Raw genomic sequence first — 3,611 nt, 5'->3', positions numbered from 1 at the left:
GGTTTTGCAAATGTGCTGTTTTGTGGGCTGGCTATTCTTTTTTCTGTCCTTTTATTAGCAATCGGTTATTTTCTCCTACACTTGGCGGCAACGGTTACGTATATGAAACGTTTGGCATTTCGAAGCACTTTCCTGTCAAGTTACAAGTGCCTTTGATACAGGCTGAAACGCTCAATAACCCACTGACTGCCAAATGTTTTATATACGATGTTGTATGCTGGGCTTTACTATAGTCAACTGAAATAAGGTTTTAAGCTTAATAGTCAGTTCAATCGAAGCTCTACTGTTCCGGAAAAATTAGTTTTAGTATTGGGAAAAATGCGTTAGTCGGCTGACAAGCTCTTTTGCAATTTTAGGTAGTGCATTGGCTTGTGTGAATTGCAAATGTGCTTGGCTGTGCGGGATGGCTAATTAACCATATAACTTTTAGATGTAATGTAATCACCTACATTTTTAACAACATCATCTAAGTACAAAAAGACTTCATTCTTTAATTCAATTATTTCACGCACAGAAAAATCCTTTCCAACATCATAAAATGTATGCTCACCATGAGCTAAACGATTGCGTTTATCTTTTATTTTTACTAGATTTCTGCCATCGGGAGATTTTAAAAAGCCAATTTTTTCAGCTAATAATCTAATTTCGTTCGCATCAAGATTTCCCGAAAAATCCATCCACTCTTCTGAAAATACAACAACTTCGTTTAATACAATTTTGTTTGCAAATTCTAGTACAAAATCCCTTATGGTTTCCATTCGAAAGTTACCCTCTTTAAAACGGTCTGTTTCAAATTTTGTCCACAGTTTTTTTAAATTTTCCGATAATTCATTAAAGGTTACCCCCTCTGCTTTTATATTATCATATATTGCAACGATTGAATTTCGTATCGTTGATTCAATTACATTATAAAGTAATAAAAATGAGTTTGCTGTTAAGGTTGTTAAAAATTCTGGTGCAATCTCCTTAGATTTAACCTCTTGGTTTTCAGTGTACTTCAATTCAATAGTATCTTTGTCAAGAAGTAATAGATAATCTAAGTAAGTATTTATTTCTAACTTTCTTTTTTCAAAATTTATTATAGTATTATCCATTAACTAGCTTATTTTCATCAAGTTTACCTAACAAGCCATCTCTAACAAACTCAACCCTGTCTTTTAATCTATTAGGATTATTTGAAGAATCAGATGTCGTTTGTATTTTAAATCCCTCTGAATTTAACCAATTAATATCTGGTTCTGTTAATTCCGGTTTTTCTTTTAGTGCGAGATAAGTTCCGACAGAAATTGCCTCAAACCTAACTCTTGGAGTAGAGTTGTTATTTTCTTCTTTTCTAAATCCAATGGGAAAATGTTTCTTTACAAATGAAACCATATTAAGAAACCTTTGTCTATAATCTTCCTTTTCAAAGTCACTGTTATTCTTTGTCTCTAGGTATATATTTAAAAACTTTGCAACATCATGTTTGAATTCTAGATATTTATCTGAGTACGCAAGGAAACGCAATACTAATTCTTCATATTCGCCACGTTTCTCTCTTTCATCAGAAACTGGACATATTTCTCTAAAATTTTTATCAGTTTTAAGCTCAAGAACCAAATCATAAAATGGGCCTGAGAAAGACCCTTTTCGTATTTCAGAGTCAGTGAGCCCCTCACTAGTAGTATTGATTCTTTCGAAGATGTCTTGACGAATCGCTTCAGTAGCATCATCGACAACTATTATTCTGAAATCTTGGTTTTCCAAATATCTTTGCAAGTTAATTGGCAAATCTCTAAATCTTGCACTTTCTAGCTCACTGAGTTTTTCTAATTTTCTTAGCCCAAACTCATCGTTATAGAAAGAAATTAATGTTCTAATTCTCTGCGAACCATCAATTATTTCTAGACGTCGTTTATCGTCTTCGGAAACCAAAAATGGTGTTAATGGCATACCTAATAGAACTGATTCAATAAACTTAGATTTTTTATCATTTTTCCATACAAATTCTCTTTGATATTCTGGAACATATAATGTTGTATTTTCGTTATCTTCTTCTCCATATTTAGAAAGGATAACTTCAAACGAATAGTCTTTAGTTCGATACTCGTACAATTTGGATTTCTGGCTAAATTGTTCGATTATTGCGGCTTGTTTTTCTTCAGAGAACTTACTTTTTTTTCGTTTTGCCATTTTTAAGATTGTCAATATGATTTTTAATACTTATACCAATAATTTCTCCTAGCCTTGGTGGAACAGCATTCCCTATATGTTTAGCTACATGTCTTGCAACAAGACTATTAGCATTTGGAGCAAATTGATAATTACTTGGAAAACTTTGTAGAATAGCCGCCTCTCTCAATGAGATTGCTCTATCTTGTTCAGGATGTCCAAATCGACCATTGCCAATACCATTGCAAAATGTGGTCATTGTAGGCGATGGCTCATTCCATTTCATTCTCCCATAAACACTTCCATAACCTTTACCAGTTTCAGACATGTGACATGCCAGCTTTAAATCTTCATCCCAATCTGTCTTCCATGTACCTCCAGGTTTTGATTGTTTAATTCTCCGCAAATTAAGTGCTGAGAGTTTTGAAGCTTTATGGGTAACATCATTTAAAGAATATTCTCCATGTTCTATTTTTTCCAAATGACCAATTGCGTCTTTTACGGTAATATAATTCTCCTTTGTATGCGTTGGTGGTATTAGTGAAATTTCTCCATGCTTGGATGCTAGCAAAACAAGTCTTCTTCTTTTTTGAGGAATGCCATAGTCTGGAGCAAATACCACTTCATACCAGACATAATATGCATTCTTTTGGAGCTCTTTTACAAAATCATTAAATACAGGTGCAGCCTTAAAATTCAATAGAGTTGGAACATTTTCCATTGTCACAAAATCAGGCTTTGTTTCTTTAATTAACCTAGAGAACTCATAAAGCAATTGCCATCTATTATCTTTTTTTTTGTCAGATTTATATGTGTATGATGAAAAGGGTTGGCATGGAGCACATCCTGCCAGGAGTTTAAATGACTTATTTCCAAAAATTTCATTTAAAGTTTCTCCCTTTATTTTATCGACACTTTCATGGATGAAATCGGCTTTGCAATTTGTAGAATAGGCAAATTCACAAGTTTTATCAATATCAATACCTGCTTGAACTTGAATACCTGATTTCTTTAGCCCATATGATAATCCTCCTACACCACAAAACAGGTCAATTGCTGATATGTTTATAGTATTCCCCATAATTTACAAATATAGAATATTGAAATTGGATATTCACAAAATGCATTTAATAGTTTTCAAATTATTACTGAGAAAATGTCGCGTTTTAGGGAGGGGCTGGGAAAATAGCTCTTTTGCAAATTTTGGTTGTGGGGTGGCTTGTGCGATTTGCAAATGTGCTATTGTGCGCTGGCTTCCCCAACTGTCCCGAAGGTCAGAAGCAGTCGGGTAAAAACTAATTTTTTCTTGCACCAACCTTTAATCAATGAGCCTATATTTTCTATTCGGTTTTTCAATTTATAATCAGGTTATTTCTATGTAAATCGGCTCCTTAGCCTTGCATACAACGTACCTGTGTATGACCAGTGGCTTTTTTGCGGGCTGCGTCCTTGTCCGCCGT

General features: G+C 34.0%; 4 protein-coding genes. 1 reads left to right on the top strand and 3 read right to left on the bottom strand.

Annotation, left to right across the window (positions count from 1 at the left end; translation table 11 throughout):
- On the top strand, window positions 1–233 hold a 233-nt coding region (locus B5X70_RS18465; RefSeq protein ID WP_234995095.1), incomplete at its 5' end, for a hypothetical protein.
- 174 nt (window positions 234–407) lie between these two features.
- Here the strand turns inward: B5X70_RS18465 and B5X70_RS17495 are convergent.
- Genes B5X70_RS17495 through B5X70_RS17485 form a run of 3 tightly spaced genes read right to left on the bottom strand, consistent with a single transcriptional unit; the run spans window position 408 to window position 3,232 of the window.
- Entirely contained in the window at window positions 408–1,094 is a 687-nt protein-coding gene (locus B5X70_RS17495) for an MAE_28990/MAE_18760 family HEPN-like nuclease (protein WP_079559192.1), read from the bottom strand.
- Window positions 1,087–2,172 (bottom strand): DUF262 domain-containing protein, encoded by a 1,086-nt coding sequence (locus B5X70_RS17490; protein ID WP_079559191.1) that lies wholly within the window; start codon window positions 2,170–2,172, stop codon window positions 1,087–1,089. Before B5X70_RS17490 ends, B5X70_RS17495 begins: the two co-directional genes overlap by 8 nt.
- On the bottom strand, window positions 2,150–3,232 hold the full coding sequence (locus B5X70_RS17485) for a DNA cytosine methyltransferase (RefSeq protein WP_198314188.1): 1,083 nt from the start codon (window positions 3,230–3,232) through the stop codon (window positions 2,150–2,152). Before B5X70_RS17485 ends, B5X70_RS17490 begins: the two co-directional genes overlap by 23 nt.
- Window positions 3,233–3,611: the final 379 nt, after the last annotated feature.

The organism is Alkalitalea saponilacus (genome assembly GCF_900168165.1).
Lineage (GTDB): Bacteria > Bacteroidota > Bacteroidia > Bacteroidales > Marinilabiliaceae > Natronoflexus > Natronoflexus saponilacus.
This window is presented reverse-complemented; position numbering and strand designations above follow the sequence as displayed.